The organism is Paenibacillus oceani, from assembly GCF_014705615.1.
GTDB lineage: Bacteria > Bacillota > Bacilli > Paenibacillales > NBRC-103111 > Paenibacillus_AB > Paenibacillus_AB oceani.
In genome coordinates this window covers 85,071-100,647 of sequence record NZ_JACXJA010000031.1, presented here as the reverse complement: position 1 = coordinate 100,647, position 15,577 = coordinate 85,071, and the positions used below count along the sequence as shown (strand labels likewise).

The 15,577-nt window shown below is 55.7% G+C and carries 15 protein-coding genes; all 15 read left to right on the top strand.

Going from position 1 to position 15,577, the window contains the following annotated elements; genetic code table 11:
• Positions 1 to 639 (top strand): ATP phosphoribosyltransferase, encoded by a 639-nt coding sequence (gene hisG / locus IDH45_RS22025; protein WP_190930292.1) that lies wholly within the window; start codon positions 1 to 3, stop codon positions 637 to 639.
• 28 nt (positions 640 to 667) lie between these two features.
• A complete protein-coding gene (gene hisD, locus IDH45_RS22020; RefSeq protein WP_223836875.1) occupies positions 668 to 1,951 on the top strand; it encodes a histidinol dehydrogenase in 1,284 nt (427 codons plus the stop codon).
• On the top strand, positions 1,948 to 2,556 hold the full coding sequence (hisB, locus tag IDH45_RS22015) for an imidazoleglycerol-phosphate dehydratase HisB (protein WP_190930290.1): 609 nt from the start codon (positions 1,948 to 1,950) through the stop codon (positions 2,554 to 2,556). The genes hisD and hisB overlap by 4 nt, the downstream gene beginning before the upstream one ends.
• A 3-nt stretch (positions 2,557 to 2,559) precedes the next feature.
• Positions 2,560 to 3,162 (top strand): imidazole glycerol phosphate synthase subunit HisH, encoded by a 603-nt coding sequence (gene hisH, locus IDH45_RS22010; RefSeq protein WP_190930289.1) that lies wholly within the window; start codon positions 2,560 to 2,562, stop codon positions 3,160 to 3,162.
• A 103-nt stretch (positions 3,163 to 3,265) separates the two neighbouring features.
• Positions 3,266 to 4,024, top strand: a complete 759-nt coding sequence (hisF, locus tag IDH45_RS22005; protein WP_190930288.1) for an imidazole glycerol phosphate synthase subunit HisF — start codon at positions 3,266 to 3,268, stop codon at positions 4,022 to 4,024.
• Positions 4,021 to 4,710 carry a bifunctional phosphoribosyl-AMP cyclohydrolase/phosphoribosyl-ATP diphosphatase HisIE gene (hisIE, locus tag IDH45_RS22000; protein WP_190930287.1) on the top strand — a complete coding sequence of 230 codons (690 nt, stop codon included), beginning with the start codon at positions 4,021 to 4,023 and terminating at the stop codon, positions 4,708 to 4,710. The genes hisF and hisIE overlap by 4 nt, the downstream gene beginning before the upstream one ends.
• A 500-nt stretch (positions 4,711 to 5,210) precedes the next feature.
• Positions 5,211 to 6,161: a ribose-phosphate diphosphokinase gene (locus IDH45_RS21995; protein ID WP_190930286.1), complete on the top strand. Its 951-nt coding sequence runs from the start codon at positions 5,211 to 5,213 to the stop codon at positions 6,159 to 6,161.
• 132 nt (positions 6,162 to 6,293) lie between these two features.
• Positions 6,294 to 8,036 (top strand): tetratricopeptide repeat protein, encoded by a 1,743-nt coding sequence (locus tag IDH45_RS21990; RefSeq protein WP_190930285.1) that lies wholly within the window; start codon positions 6,294 to 6,296, stop codon positions 8,034 to 8,036.
• 68 nt (positions 8,037 to 8,104) lie between these two features.
• Positions 8,105 to 9,052 carry a thioredoxin-disulfide reductase gene (trxB, locus tag IDH45_RS21985; protein WP_190930284.1) on the top strand — a complete coding sequence of 316 codons (948 nt, stop codon included), beginning with the start codon at positions 8,105 to 8,107 and terminating at the stop codon, positions 9,050 to 9,052.
• Positions 9,053 to 9,229: 177 nt separating this feature from the next.
• Positions 9,230 to 10,177 (top strand): ROK family glucokinase, encoded by a 948-nt coding sequence (locus tag IDH45_RS21980; RefSeq protein ID WP_190930283.1) that lies wholly within the window; start codon positions 9,230 to 9,232, stop codon positions 10,175 to 10,177.
• Positions 10,178 to 10,334: 157 nt separating this feature from the next.
• Entirely contained in the window at positions 10,335 to 11,237 is a 903-nt protein-coding gene (rapZ, locus tag IDH45_RS21975) for an RNase adapter RapZ (protein ID WP_190930282.1), read from the top strand.
• Positions 11,234 to 12,220 (top strand): gluconeogenesis factor YvcK family protein, encoded by a 987-nt coding sequence (locus tag IDH45_RS21970; protein ID WP_190930281.1) that lies wholly within the window; start codon positions 11,234 to 11,236, stop codon positions 12,218 to 12,220. The genes rapZ and IDH45_RS21970 overlap by 4 nt, the downstream gene beginning before the upstream one ends.
• 6 nt (positions 12,221 to 12,226) lie before the next feature.
• Positions 12,227 to 13,156 (top strand): DNA-binding protein WhiA, encoded by a 930-nt coding sequence (gene whiA / locus IDH45_RS21965; protein ID WP_190930280.1) that lies wholly within the window; start codon positions 12,227 to 12,229, stop codon positions 13,154 to 13,156.
• Between the two features lie 114 nt (positions 13,157 to 13,270).
• Positions 13,271 to 13,540: an HPr family phosphocarrier protein gene (locus tag IDH45_RS21960; protein WP_110842828.1), complete on the top strand. Its 270-nt coding sequence runs from the start codon at positions 13,271 to 13,273 to the stop codon at positions 13,538 to 13,540.
• 192 nt (positions 13,541 to 13,732) lie between these two features.
• Positions 13,733 to 15,502, top strand: a complete 1,770-nt coding sequence (locus IDH45_RS21955) for a stalk domain-containing protein (RefSeq protein WP_223836869.1) — start codon at positions 13,733 to 13,735, stop codon at positions 15,500 to 15,502.
• The last annotated feature ends 75 nt before the right edge of the window (positions 15,503 to 15,577 follow it).

Genomic DNA, 15,577 nt, shown 5'->3' with positions numbered 1-15,577 from the left:
ATGCAGGACCTGTTGAAGGTAGCGATTCCGAAAGGGAGAATCGTCAAGCATATTCACCGGCTGTTTCAGGAAGCGGGCATGCCGCTGCCGGAAGATCTGGACGACTCCCGGAAATTTATTATTCCCGCTCACGAGATGGGCATGGAATTTATAGTGGCAAAACCTGCCGATGTGCCGACGTACGTAGAGTACGGGGTCGCCGATATCGGAATCGCCGGGAAAGACGTCATGATGGAAGAGAACCGTAACGTGTACGAGCTGCTGGATCTGGGCATCGCGCGCTGCCGGTTTTCGGTCATCGGGCTGCCGGATTGGAAGCCGGTGCTCAATCCGCGGGTGGCGAGCAAGTTTCCGAATGTCGCATCGCAATATTTCCGCGAGAAGGGCCAGCAGGTCGAAGTGATCAAGCTGAACGGGAACGTCGAGCTGGCGCCGTTGATCGGCCTCGCGGACCGGATCGTCGATCTTGTCGAGACCGGCAATACGATCCGGGAAAACGGACTGGTGGAGCTGGAGAAAATAGCGGATATCACGAGCCGTCTCGTCGCCAACCGGGTCAGCTACCGGATGAAAAACGGAGCGGTGCAGCAGCTGTGCGACCGGCTGCAGTCGGCGATTAACGCTGCGGCTGTACGATGAACGAAAGGAGGCTGGCAACGTGCGCATCATGAAGGCTAACGAATTCAAGCTGGCGAGGGAAGTGGAATACGGCTCGCCGGAGCAGAATGCAGCGGTTAACGAGATTTTGAATGCCGTTCGTACGGAGGGAGACGCCGCGGTGCTGCGGTATACGGAGCGGTTCGACCGGGTAAAGCTGGAGGCCGGTCAGCTCCGTGTCACGGAGCAGGAGATCCTGGCCGCTTATGACCGTGTGGAGCCGCGGTTTATCGAGGCGCTCAGACGGGCGGCGGCCAATATCCGCAGCTTCCACGAGAAGCAGAAGCGTACGTCGTGGATGGATGTGCAGCCGGACGGAACGACGCTCGGCCAGATCATCCGGCCGCTGCGGCGCGTCGGACTGTACGTGCCGGGCGGCAAAGCGGCGTACCCGTCGTCCGTGCTGATGAACGCGATCCCGGCGCAAGTGGCCGGAGTGCCCGAGATCGTGATGGTGACCCCGGCATCGACGGGAGGCAAGGAAGGGATCGATCCGTATATTCTGGTCGCGGCGGCGGAAGCCGGCATTCGCGAAATGTACCGGGTCGGAGGCGCTCAGGCGGTCGGGGCACTGGCCTACGGCACCGCTACGATCCCGCCTGTCGATAAGATCGTCGGGCCGGGCAACATCTACGTCGCTCTCGCGAAGCGGTACGTGTACGGCGTAGTCGATATCGACAGTATCGCCGGCCCGAGCGAGATCCTGGTGCTTGCCGACGATAGCGCCGACCCGGCTTATATCGCCGCCGACCTGCTGTCGCAGGCGGAGCATGACGAGATGGCGTCATCCATCCTCGTCACCACTTCGCAATCGCTCGCCGAGTCGGTTCAGGCAGAGGTAGCCCGCCAGCTCGAGTCGCTCCCGCGCAAAGAAATTGCCGAGCGCTCCATCCGCGAGCGGGGCGCGATCCTGATGGCGGACAGCGAGGAGGAAGCGGTCGCCACCTCGAACCGGCTGGCGCCGGAGCATCTGGAGATTCTCGTCCGCGAGCCGTTCGGCATGCTCGGGCGAATCGAAAATGCCGGCGCGATATTCCTCGGACCGTACAGCACGGAGCCTGTAGGCGACTATTATGCAGGACCGAACCATATTTTGCCGACGAACGGCACGGCACGGTTCTCATCGCCGCTGAACGTCGACGACTTCCTGAAGAAGTCGAGCGTCATTCATTACAGCAAGGAAGCGCTGCTGCGCAGCGGCGAGGACATCATCACGCTGGCGAAGCACGAAGGCTTGGAAGCCCACGCGAGGGCGGTTCAAATTCGATTGGAAAAGGAAGGGAAGCGCACATGAGCGATACGGCGAATCGGCCAACGCGTACGGCGGCCATCGAACGGAAGACAAACGAAACGAATATTAAGCTGGCTTTCAATGTGGACGGTACCGGGGTTTCGGAGATTCAGAGCGATGTCCATTTCATGAACCATATGCTGGACCTGTTTACGAAGCACGGACTGTTCGATCTGCGGATCGAAGCCGACGGCGACATCGAGATCGACGATCACCATACGACGGAGGATATGGGCATCTGCCTCGGCCAGGCGTTCCGCGAAGCGCTCGGCGACAAGCGGGGGATTAAGCGTTATGCGAACGTATTCGTGCCGATGGACGAAGCGCTGGCCCAGGTGGCGGTCGACATCAGCAACCGTCCTCACCTTGAATACCGGGCGGAGTTCCCTTCCGCTCAGGTAGGCAGCTTTACGACGGAGCTCGTACACGAATTTTTGTGGAAATTCGCGCTCGAAGCCCGAGTGACGCTGCACGTTATCGTCCATTACGGTAGCAATACGCACCATATGGTGGAGGCGATCTTCAAGGCGCTGGGCCGTGCGCTTGACGAGGCGACCACGATCGATCCGCGCGTTCAGGGCGTTCCGTCTACGAAGGGAGTGCTCTAACGCGTGATCGCCATTATCGATTACGGCATGGGGAATTTGCACAGCGTAAGCAAAGCGGTCGAGCGGTTAGGGTTTGAAGCGGTCGTAACGTCCGATCCTGAGGTTATCCTGTCTGCAAGCGGGGCGGTGCTCCCGGGTGTCGGTGCATTCGGCGACGCGATGAGCAATCTTCGCGAGACCGGGTTGAAGGAAACGGTGCTGGAGTACGCCGCTAGCGGCAAGCCGCTGCTGGGCATTTGCCTCGGGATGCAGCTGCTGTTCACCGAAAGCGAGGAGCACGGGCAGCATAACGGGCTGAATTTGCTGCCAGGCAAAGTCGTCCGCTTCCGCGGGCCTTACAAAGTGCCGCATATGGGCTGGAACCGGTTGTCGTTCCGCCGCTCCTCGCCATTGCTGGAAGGGCTGGAGGAAGGACACGTTTACTTTGTCCACTCGTACCATGTCATTCCGGAGGAAACGAACGATCTGCTCGCTACGACGGATTATTACCAGGCGGTCACGGCGATTGTCGGACGGGGTAACGTGTACGGGATGCAGTTTCATCCGGAGAAGAGCAGTGATCTCGGCATGAAGCTGCTGGAGCGGTTCCTGAAGCTTTGCCGCTGACGACGTCGGCTGTTTATCCGTTTTATCCGGTGAGGGCAGATTGCCTTGACGGGGAGAGAAGTGTTGTCAGTTCACTATGGAAGAAAAGCGGGGGGAAGAGACTATGCTGGCGAAACGGATTATACCTTGTCTGGACGTGAAGGACGGACGGGTCGTAAAAGGCGTCAATTTTGTCAACCTGCGGGATGCCGGCGATCCGGTCGAGCTTGCGGCCGTGTATGACCGGGAAGGCGCGGACGAACTCGTATTTCTCGATATCTCCGCCTCGGTGGAGGGACGCGCGACGATGATCGAGGTTGTGAAGAAAACGGCAGGGGAGATTACGATTCCGTTCACGGTCGGCGGCGGCATCTCCAGCACGGACGATATGAAGCGGCTTCTGCGCGCAGGCGCGGACAAGATCGGGATCAACACGGCCGCGATCAAAAATCCGCGTCTGATCGAAGAGGGCGCGTCCAAATTCGGATCGCAATGTATCGTCGTCGCGATTGACGCCAAGTACAACGAGTCTTGGGGCGAATGGGAAGTGTACACGCACGGCGGACGCAATGCGACGGGCATCAAGGCGCTCGAATGGGCGCAGCAGGCGGAAGCGCTTGGAGCGGGGGAGATTCTGCTGACGAGCATGGATGCGGACGGTACGAAGGACGGCTTCGACCTGGCGCTGACGAAGGCGGTATCGGAAAGCCTCGGCATTCCGGTTATCGCCTCAGGCGGAGCGGGAAGCAAGGAGCATTTCTACGACGTTTTCACGCAAGGCAAAGCCGACGCCGGACTTGCCGCGACGATTTTTCACTATAAAGAGATGACGATTCAAGAGGTTAAGGACGATCTGAGAGGCAAAGGAGTGGAGGTCCGATGAGCGGTCAAACATCTGAACAGCTGGCGGATGCGATCAAATGGGATGAGGCGGGGCTAGTTCCGGCTATCGTGCAGGATGCGGTCAGCAAGGAAGTGCTCATGCTCGCCTACATGAACCGGGAATCGCTGAAGCTTACGGCCGAGTCCGGGGAAACCTGGTTTTGGAGCCGTTCCCGTTCGGAGCTGTGGCATAAAGGGGCGACATCCGGACATATCCAGAAGGTTCGCTCGCTGCGCTACGACTGTGACGGCGATACGCTGCTCGTGACGGTGGAGCAGACGGGGCCGGCTTGCCATACCGGCAAGTACAGCTGCTTCTATAATGTCGCGGGTGTGAGCGGAGCGGAAGGAAGCGAGGCAACTTCCGAGCCGAAGAACCGGTTCGAGATTCTCGAGAAGCTGGAGGCGACGATCGCCCAGCGCGACGCGGAACGTCCGGAAGGGGCGTACACGACGTATTTGTTCGAGAAAGGCGTCGATAAAATATTGAAGAAAGTCGGCGAAGAAGCGGGCGAAGTGATCATCGCAGCCAAAAACCGCAGCCACGAAGAGCTACGCTATGAAGCGAGCGACCTGATCTTCCATCTGATGGTGCTGCTGCGCGAGCAGAAGCTGCCGCTCGACGACCTGCTCGGAGAGCTCGAGCGCCGGTATATGAAACAAAAAAGCGATTACGCGATCAGTTGAGCCTGAAACGTATCGAATAGGACGATCCCACCCGAGACTTGTCATTATGGAGTAAGGGTGGGTGTTTTTTTACGATTTACGCCAGAAAGTTTGAGTTCGCTAAAGTGTTAAAGCGAATCGAGACATTTTGAACCTAGGAAAGCGACCTCTTACGCAGGGGGCTGCGTCGTGGAAAAGGCTTCGTTTAGAAGCTTTTCTTATATCCGATACGTAATCCGGGCCGGGATGGAGATGCTAACCGACTAAGGAAGATGCGCAGTCCAGCCGGTGGATTCGCCTTTATTTCCAGAAGATGCTTAAACTTGACTTTTTTTCGGTCGGATTTGGAAGTAAAACAGGGCTATTTGTGACGAATTGATGAAATGCGGAACTGAAAGCTTTTGAAAAAACTTGTCGAGGGAGTATAATAGTGCTTGGACAGGCACGCCTGGGTATTGTCGAAACAAGTTAATAATTGATGAAACGTGCTGGAAGGCTTCAACCATTTCTAGGAGGTAACCATGTACAAGGACAATTGTAAAATTTTTTCCGGATCGTCCAATCCGAAGCTCGCCGCAAGCATCTGCGCCGAACTGGGTATTCCGCTCGGTCAAATCAAGCTTTCCCGCTTCAAGAGCGGCGAAGTGTACTGCCTGTACGAGGAGTCGGTCCGAAATTGCGACGTCTTCCTGGTACAGACGTTCTCGCATCCGATCAACGATCATTTCGTAGAGCTGCTTGTTATGATCGATGCGGCTAAGAGGGCATCCGCCAGAACGATCAACCTTGTCATCCCGTACTATGGTTATTCCAGACAGGAACGCAAAGCCGCTCCTCGCGAACCGATATCGGCCAAGCTGGTAGCCGATCTGTTGACGACCGCGGGCGCCAGCAGCATCGTGACGGTCGATCTGCATGCGCCGGCCATTCAGGGCTTCTTTAATATACCGGTTAACCACATGACCTCGCTGGATCTGATCAGCGATTATATCCGCAACAAAAAGATTCCGAACCCGGTCGTCGTCTCTCCGGACGTCGGACGTGCGTCTACCGCCGAAAATTTGGCGAACATTCTCAACGCTCCGTTCGCGATCATGATCAAGAAGCGCCATGCCCACAACGAAGCGACGATTACGCACGTCATCGGCGACGTGGAAGGCCGCACTCCGATCATTATTGAAGACATGATCGACACCGGCAATTCGATTATTAAAGTCGTGGAAGGTCTCAAGGAACGGGGAGCGGAGGACTGCTTCGTCTGTGCGACGCATCCGATCTTCTCGGGACCGGCGCTTCAGCGGCTGGATCACCCGAATATCCGGGAAGTGGTCATTACCGATTCGATCGCGCTTCCGGACGGACATCCGGAGCGGTTCAAAGTGCTGTCGCTCGCCCACTTGTTCTCCGACGCCATACGGATCATCCGCGAGGGCGGATCGATCAGCACGCTGTTCAAATACGGCGGCGTGTAAGGCTCGCCTATTGCAATCAGGCCGACCTCCGGCCGGACGCCGCCGCGAAATGCCAGCAAAGCAGTAGGTAAACTCGCCGGATGTGTGTTATACTTTGAGGTAATAAGTAGAGTTGCCGGAGGTGTCTGAAGTATGGCAAAGAAAAAGCATGTGGCCAAGACGAAAAAGCGCAACGTCATCACGGTCGAAATGGATGCCACGTTCTTTTTCGAAAGAGCCGTCCAGTCTTTGGACCGTCACCGTTACGATAAGGCGTTGAAATACTTCCGGCGGGCCGTCGAGTTCGAACCGGATAATCCGGTCAACCATTGCAACCTGGCCGGCGTATTGTCGGAAACGGGCGATTATGAGGAATCGAACCGGATTCTGCAGCATATTGTCGAACAAATCGATCCGTCCATGACGGAATGTTATTTTTATATGGCAAACAATTACGCCAACATGGAAAACTACGAAGCGGCCGAAGAGGCGCTCGTTTATTATTTGGAACACGATCCGAACGGCCAGTATCTGGACGAAGCGGAAGAAATGATGGACCTGCTCGGATATGAGCTGGAACGGCCGACGAAGCTCACCTCGATCAAAAGCAGGGAAGGGCTGTTTGAGCATGACCGGGCGCGTACGCTGCTGGAAGAAGGCAAATTTTCCGAGGCGGTGCGCATTCTCGAGAAGCTGGTGAAAAAGTCGCCGGACTTTATGGCCGCCCGCAACAATCTCGCGCTTGCCTATTATTATATGGGCTTGTTCGACAAAGCGATGACGTCGATCCATCAAGTGCTGGAGCTGGACCCGGGGAATTTGCACGCCTTGTGCAACCTCGCCATCTTCCACCAGCATAGCGGGAACCGGGAGGAACTCGGCGAACTGCTCGTAAGCTTGCGGAAAACGTATCCGATGCACCATGATCACATCTTCAAGCTGGCGACGACAATGGGCATACTATCCGAGCACGAAACCGCCCACCGGTTGTTCCGGCGACTGCTCAAATCCGGCGAGTCCGGTCTTGATCCTTGTCTTTATCACTACACCGCGGTGGCGGCTTATAATATCGGCAAATACGCCGAAGCGGAGAAGCTGTGGCGGACCGTCGAGAAGCTCGATCCGGGCACGGATATTCCCCGGTATTACTTGACTCAGTTGAGGGATGCGGAAGCAGGGAATAAGAAATCGGTCGGTTATCATTACCATCTACCGTTCGAAGAGCAGTTTCGCGTGCTGGAGACAGCGACGGACGGCATTCCCGATCATCTGAAGCGGGACCCGCTCGTGCGTTCTTCGTTTTTCTGGGCACTGCGGCATGGCGACGTAGAGACGAAGCTTCAAGTCATTCAGGCGTTCGGCATTATTGCCGACAGCGAGGTGGAGGACGCGCTTCGCGAATTTTTGCTCGATCCGGAGGAAGACGAATATTTAAAGAAGGTCGCTATCTTCGTGCTGCGCAGCATGCGCGCGAAGGAGCCGATCTACGTCAATCTGGACGGCCGGGAGACGCCATTGCAGTCTTCGCCATGGTCGCCGCATCTGCCGGTGTGGAAGGACAAGTGGCAGGATGTCATGGAAGCCGCCCTCCGAAAAATGGATAAACGGTACGACATGATTCAACAGCACGACTTGGAGACGCTATGGGTAGAGTTTCTAACCCGGGTGTACCCGGACGCTCCCCGAATCGGCAAAGTGGAAGGCTGGGCCGCCGCGCTGGAATATTTGACGGCCAAAATGCACCGCAGAGCGATCTCTTACCATGAAGTCGCAATCCGTTACGGCGTATCCGTCACCACCGTAAGCAAAAACGTCAAAGTAATCGACGTCGCCTGCGGCCTTAAAGAAAAAATGGACGCGATCTTTCCGAAGCTGACCAGCTCGGAGCCGTTCTGATCCAACCCCATGCGTTTGAAGGGGATATACAGCCAATCACAAGCAGGAAGCGAAGGAGGAGAATAAGCATGTACAAAACGATTGTAATCGGCACAGGTCCTGCGGGACTTACAGCCGCTATCTATTTGGCTCGGGCCAACCTGAATCCGCTCGTTATCGAAGGACCGGAGCCGGGCGGACAGCTGACCACGACGACGGAAGTAGAAAATTTCCCGGGCTTTCCGGAAGGCATCATGGGTCCTGAGCTGATGGATAATATGCGCAAGCAGGCCGAACGGTTCGGCGCGCAATTCCGCACCGGCTGGGTGAACGAGGTCGACATGTCGAACCGTCCGTTCAAGCTGAAGATCGAAGGCGGCGAGGAGCTTGTTGCCGAGACGCTTATTATATCCACCGGAGCATCAGCCAAGCTGCTCGGCATTCCTAACGAGAAGGAAAGCATGGGACGCGGCGTCAGCACCTGCGCCACCTGCGACGGATTTTTCTTCCGCGGCAAAAAGATTATCGTGGTCGGCGGCGGAGACTCCGCGATGGAAGAAGCGAACTTCCTGACCCGCTTCGCTACCGAAGTACGCATCGTGCATCGCCGCGACGAGCTTCGCGCTTCCAAAATCATGCAGGACCGCGCCCGCGAAAACTCGAAGATTACTTGGAGCTTGAACAAGGCTCCGGTCGAAGTCGTGTCGGGCGACAAGGGAGTTACGGGCCTGAAAGTGAAAGACAGCACGACCGGAGTGGAAGAGATCATCGAGACGGACGGTATCTTCGTAGCGATCGGGCATACGCCGAATACGCGATTCCTTAACGGCCAGCTGAAAACCGACGAGATCGGCTATCTGCTCGTTACTCCAGGAACGTCCGAGACCAACGTGCCCGGCGTGTTCGCTTGCGGAGACGTGCAGGATCACAAGTACCGCCAAGCGATTACGGCAGCGGGCAGCGGCTGTATGGCGGCGCTCGATTGCGAGAAGTTTCTGGAAGGAAACGCGGTTCACGACTGGAGCAAGTCGCTGTAATTGGACAACGAATCGTAGGGAGAACCCGGGTTCTCCCTTTTCCTTTTCCAATAGTTGCACGGGTGCGGAGACGGACTTTTCCGCCCTTTTGGAGCCTCCCGCTTTACTTGACCTAATAGGTGGGTTGGCTTATAGTTGGAACAGTAGAATACAATTTCGGTTGAGGTGACATTGGGAATGTCGGAGAAGATTTATGTCGGAGTGGATTTGGGCGGCACCAATATTAAGGTGGGCATTTGCGACGAGCAAGGTAAGCTGCTTCACACTTATGAAGGGCCTACTGGAGCAGAAGACGGTCCCGAAGCGGTGCTTGACCGTATTGCGCAATATGTAAAGAAGATCGTGTCCGACTCGACCTACCAGTGGGAACAGGTGGCCGGCGTTGGAGCTGGAATTGCCGGATTTATCGATTTGGCAAACGGAGTCGTCCTGTTCGCACCGAACTTGAAATGGAAAGACGTTGCCGTGAAGAGCGAGCTGGAATCGCGACTTGGGCTTCCGGTAGCGCTGGACAATGACGCAAACGTGGCGGCGCTCGGAGAAGCTTGGAGCGGAGCGGGCGCAGGCCTCAAACATATCGTTGCTTTCACGCTTGGAACGGGGGTAGGCGGCGGCATTATTATCGACGGCCGGATCTATCAAGGCTTCCGGGGAATGGCCGGGGAGCTGGGTCACATTAAGGTCGTTCCCGACCTGGAAGCGATCCAGTGCGGATGCGGCCAGCTGGGCTGTGTGGAAACGGTTTCGTCTGCTACAGGCATCGTCCGGATGGCCAAGGATGCAGTTGGCCGCGGCGAAGCGACTTCGCTATCGCTGAATGAAACAATCTCGGCGAAGGACGTATTCGATGCGGCCAAAGACGGGGATGAAGTGGCGATCCGCATCGTGAAGCGGGCAGCGTATTATTTGGGCAAAGCGATGGCGGCTGTGGCGGTTGTATTGAATCCGCAAAGGTTTGTCATTGGCGGCGGCGTATCCAAAGCCGGCGATATTTTGTTCGATGAGATCCGCAAAGTGTACGTTCAGAACGTTCCTGAAGTGTTCGCTCAAGGTGTTGATATCGTTCCGGCTACGCTTGGAAACGACGCGGGTGTTGTGGGAGCGGCCGGATTAAATTTGAAGTAAGCCTCATACAGTAGTAGAGCGAGTTCAATAAGTCCGGTTTTCAGCACCGAGAAGATCGGATGAAGCTAGGAAATGGGCTTTATGAACAACCTCTAATAGAGAGAATAGAGCGTCCGCAGCGCCCGGCGGTTCTCTCAAGCGATGGGAGGGGAAACGTATGGAGGACATGGCGAACGTTGCAAGACTAGTCATCATTACGGGCATGTCGGGAGCGGGGAAAACGATCGCGGTGCAAAGTCTGGAAGACCTCGGCTTTTTCTGCGTGGACAATTTGCCTCCCGTACTCATCCCGAAGTTCGCGGAGTTGATCGACCAGTCCAAGGGACGGATCGGCAAAGTGGCCCTCGTCATCGACCTGCGGGGACGCGAATTTTTTACTTCGTTGTCCGAATCGCTGCGCACGATCAAGGAAAACTATACGATTACGTACGAAATCCTGTTCCTGGACGCTACCGATTCGACGCTCGTTCAGCGTTACAAGGAAAGCCGCCGCCGTCATCCGCTCGCTCCGGACGGACTTCCGCTGGACGGCATCCATCTCGAGCGCAAGCTGCTTGAAGAGCTCAAAGGCATGGCCAATCAAGTGATCGATACGAGCAGTCTGAAGCCGGCCGAGTTGAAGGAACGGATTATTTCCCGATTTACGAGCATGGGTAAAGGAAGCATCTCGGTTAACGTGATTTCCTTCGGATTTAAGTACGGAATCCCGATTGACGCCGACCTTATTTTCGACGTCCGTTTTTTGCCGAATCCGCATTATGTGGAACACCTGAGACCGAACACCGGTCTTGATCCGGACGTCTACGATTATGTGATGAAATGGAGCGAGACGCAGGAGTTTCTGACGAAACTGATCGATTTGCTCCAATTTCTCATCCCGCAGTATGCGAAGGAAGGCAAAAGCCAGGTTGTCGTCGGGATCGGCTGTACGGGAGGCAAGCACCGTTCAGTGGCAATCGCCGAATACTTGGGCAAAATGCTCGGCAGCAGCGAAACCGAAGTGACGCGGATCAGTCATCGGGACGCGGATCGGGATCGCCGTCCCGAGGTGAGCCGATGAGCGAAAATGTGCAGGAGGGCAGCCTTCCCCGAATTGTCGTCATTGGTGGTGGTACCGGTCTGTCCGTCATGCTCCGGGGACTGAAGGAGAAGCCTCTCGATATTACGGCGATCGTCACGGTGGCGGACGACGGAGGAAGCTCCGGTGTGCTTCGCAACGAGCTGCAAATCCCGCCTCCGGGCGATATTCGCAACGTGCTGATCGCCTTGGCTGACGTAGAGCCGCTGCTGTCGAAGCTGCTTCAGCACCGGTTCTCGAGCGGAGCGGGCCTCGCCGGGCACAGTCTGGGCAATCTGATGCTGGCCGCGATGAAGGATATTACCGGCGATTTCGTAACCGGAGTCAAGGAGCTCAGCCGGGTGCTTGCTGTCCGGGGCCGCGTGCTGCCGGCAAGCGATCACCAGATTATCCTGAAGGCCGAGATGAAGGACGGGACGATTATTGAAGGCGAGTCGAATATTCCGAACGCCGGAGGAAAAATTAATCGGGTATTCATCGAACCGGCGGACGTTTCACCGCTCGAAGAAGCGGTGGAGGCGATCCGTGAGGCGGACGCGATTCTGGTCGGCCCGGGAAGCTTGTATACGAGCATTTTGCCGAATCTGCTCGTCCCTAAGCTGGCGGAAGAGATTATGCGTTCCGAGGCGGTCAAAATCTTTGTCTGCAACGTGATGACACAGCCCGGTGAAACCGACGATTTTACGGTCAGCGACCATTTGCAGGCCGTATACGATCATGTGGGACACCATCTGTTCGACTATGTCATCGTGAATAATGGAGAAATTCCGCCGCAAGTTCAGAGCAAGTATGCGGAGAAAGGCGCGAAAGCGGTACACCTCGATATGGAGGAAGTGACCCGACGGGGTTACAAGGTGATCGCCGACCGGCTTGTTCTGTTCCGGACTTACTTGCGCCATGACGCGGCGAGGCTGAGCCACCATATTTTTCAACTGGTGGAAAGCTGGATGGTGCGAAAGAGGTGACAAGGGATGTCTTTTGCGGCGCAAACGAAAAAAGAGCTGACCATGGTTGAGGCCGAGGAGTGCTGTGAGAAAGCGGAAATGGCAGCGCTCATCCGGATGAACGGGACCGTCCAGCTGACGAACCAGCGCATCGTGCTTGACATCTCCACTGAAAATGCGGCCATCGCCCGGCGTATTTATATGCTGATCAAGAAAAATTTCAACCTTCATACCGAGCTGCTCGTCCGCAAAAAGATGAGACTCAAAAAAAACAACGTATATATCGTCCGAGTGCCGAATCAGGTTCAGGAAGTGCTTGGCAGCCTCCGCATCGTATCCGAAGGGTTTCAGTTTACCCCGGGCATCGACCGGCGGATCGTGCGCGGCAACTGCTGCAAGCGAGCGTATTTGCGGGGGGCCTTCATGGCCGGAGGTTCGGTCAACAATCCCGAGGGTTCCTCGTATCACCTCGAGATCGCTTCGATGTACGAGGAGCACTGCCACGCCTTGTGTCAGCTGGCCAACAAGTTTCACTTGAACGCGCGCTGCATCGAACGAAAAAAAGGGTACGTGTTTTATATGAAGGAAGGCGAGAAGATTATCCAGTTTTTGAATCTGATCGGCGCGCATCAGGCGCTGCTGCGATTCGAAGACGTCCGCATCATGAAGGATATGCGCAACTCGGTCAACCGGATCGTCAACTGCGAGACGGCCAATTTGAATAAGACGATTGGGGCGGCCGTCAGACAAATCGAGAATATCCGGTATTTGAAGCAAGAGCTGGGTCTGGAGAATTTGCCGGAGAAACTGAGGGAAGTGGCGGAGGTTCGCCTGCTTCACCCGGATATGAATCTGAAGGAAGTCGGGGAGCTGCTGAAGGGCAGTGTCAGCAAGTCCGGAGTGAATCACAGACTCCGCAAGCTGGACGAACTCGCCGAAAAAATGAGAAATTCCTGAACAGTTTGAAATCATGGGGAACTTTCCTTTAACTGTTCGGTAATAAATGATATAATATGTCAATAACGAATTTCAACGGAACGTTGATCATAAGATGTAGGGGGTATCGGTTACATGACCAGACGTCCAGCAGTCGTACGACTGAGAACGGGATTGCACGCAAGACCGGCGGCATTGTTTGTCCAAGAAGCGAACAAGTTTTCGTCGGAAATTTTCGTCGAGAAGGACGATAAGAAAGTAAATGCCAAAAGCATTATGGGCATTATGAGCCTGGCCATCAGCTCCGGCACGGAAGTACACATCAGCGCGGAAGGTTCGGACGCAGAACAGGCTGTAACCGCTTTAGTCGCCCTGGTCGGCAAAGAAGAACTGGAGAACCAATAAGACGTTCTCCCCGGGCCGTAAACCGGCCCGCCGCTTCATCCGAAATATCCGAAAGCTTCCTTTTATCGAGGAGGCTTTTTTGGCGTGTCGGCGGCAAATAAACCTTTAAAAATTACGTGCAACCTTTCTCCCTGCATCGCGTCTAAATGTACAGACAACCTACATTATACATAGAAAGAGTGGAGAGAGAAGTTGAACAGGAGAGGTTTGCGCAAGTGGATGGGGCTTGCTTTGCTGTGCGTGCTTATGGCGGCGGCTGTCGTTCCGGTATCCGGAGCGGGGGGAGTATCTACGACCACGATGAACATCTGGCTGCACTTGGATGAGCCGGTCGCTTACGTCGATTCGGCCAAGGTGGATCTGGACACGCCGGGGGTCTTGAAAGACGGCAACATGCGGTTTGTGCCGATCAAGTTTTTGGGCGAGAAGATGGGGTTTGAAGTGAAATGGAACGATAAGTCGCACCGGGTGGAAGTGAAGACGTCCCGGGCGGTCATCGAGCTGGACTCGGTGAACAAGTCGGTATTTATTAATGGCGTGTACTTGCCGTTCGACTCTGTCGCCCGGATGTTCAACGACAAGTTGATGGTGAAGGAAAGCTGGCTGATGGACTTTTTCGGAGCCAAGTACACGTTTAATGCCGAGCAGAAACGGCTGGAGATCACGTATGTCAAACGGCCGCCGTCGATCGTCGACAAAGACGGGAACTCCCGTCCGGTCGCCAGGTTTACATTCGGGAAGCCCGTGTACAAAATCGGTGAGCCGATCCAGTATATCGACCTGAGCTACGATCCGGACGCCGAAGGGCTCGTGTACGAGTGGGCGGGCAAGGAGGAAGCTTTCTTCTCATCAGGCAAACATCTGATCACGCTGAAGGTCAAGGACGGGAAAGGGCTCGTCAGCGAGACATATTCCCGCTACATTCAGATCAGCTCGGAAGTGATGTACAAGTCTCCGATGGACTACAAGCTTCACGTCTACCCGCTTCAGACGCTCGTACCGACGAACTGGACGGAAGTGTATGCGTACTTCAACGATTTGCCGGCCTTCGAGAAGAAGGTGACCGAAGACCGCTCCCGCAAGCTGCTCGTCAGCGACAGCCCGGAGACGTTCGAGGACAAGGGCATTCTGTATGCGGACAAGGTACAGGGCAAAGCGCGGCTGTATGCGGATCATATTAACGGTTCGGATGAGAAAGTGCAGTTCGTTATTATGGCTACAAACCCGGGCACGAAGCCGGTCAAAGTCAAAACGACCAACAAAGGCGAAGTGTATCCGTCGATTTATGCGAATCTGATCGGCCATGAGGCATCGGTCGAGTTTCTGCTCGCCGATCCGACAAGCCGGGAGCTGGAAGTGCCGCCGGGGCAATCCCGGGTGTATGTGCAAATGCCGGAATTCCTGCCGGGACAAGGCGTTAACGTCATATACGATGTAGAAACCGACGGTCTGATCGAATTTTCCTTCATGGCGATCGATTCCAGCATCGAGTCTCCGACCTCCACGTATCCGCTGCTGTACAAGCAGCTGCCGGGAGACGGGCACATCCGGGGGACGTTCCCGGTAACCGAGAAACGTTGGGATATCGATGCAAGCGCCTTTACGAAGCCGACCCGGCTGATCTTCGGCGATAACGACTACGACGAGTGGCAGAAGGGAATCGACCCGACGCTGAATGCGGAAGTGACCGATGACGGCAACTACGGGGTCGTCTACAAAATCCATTCGGACAAGCCGCGGAAGATGGCGATCTTGCTGCAGGCGCGGGGAGGTCCGTTCAAAGGCCCGCTCAAAATTAATGGCGAATTCGTACTGGCGCCGCCGTCCGGTGTCATTACGGCGTTCGAAAGCGTGCAAATTCTCGCCAGAACGACAGGCGAAGAGCCATCGCTCGATATCGAATTTACGCCGCCGGCCGGTTCGGCATTCCCGATGAACCTGATCTTCTATCCGCTCGATTAATCGAACCATAGCCTGGAGCTTAAACGGCTCCCGGCTTTTTTTGGTAGGCAGGCACTGAATAATATAAGAGTCTTT